General features: G+C 73.0%; 1 protein-coding gene. It reads right to left on the bottom strand.

Annotated features, from left to right (window positions below; translation table 11 throughout):
* Positions 1–252: hypothetical protein (locus RB628_RS43075; protein WP_318325856.1), on the bottom strand; the 252-nt coding region annotated here is incomplete at both ends.

Raw genomic sequence — 252 nt, 5'->3', positions numbered from 1 at the left:
CGTCCCCGGCCTCCAGCACCACCACGTCGCCCGGCACCAGGTCCCGGGCGGGCACCTCCAGCCGCCTGCCGTCGCGCAGCACCCGGCAGGCGTGGGGCACCATCGCCTCCAGCGCCTGGGCCGTCCGCTCGGCCGAGTACTCCTGCGCGAAGCCGATCGCGGCGTTCAGCACCACGACGCCCAGGATCGCCACCGCGAGCTGAAGAGTGCCCACGTCACGCGGCTCTTCCAGCCAGTAGGCCAGGAAAGTGA

This window comes from Streptomyces sp. ADMS (assembly GCF_033441795.1).
Classification (GTDB): Bacteria; Actinomycetota; Actinomycetes; order Streptomycetales; family Streptomycetaceae; genus Streptomyces.
Note: the sequence above shows the minus strand (reverse complement) of the source record. Positions and strands in the feature narration are given on the sequence as shown.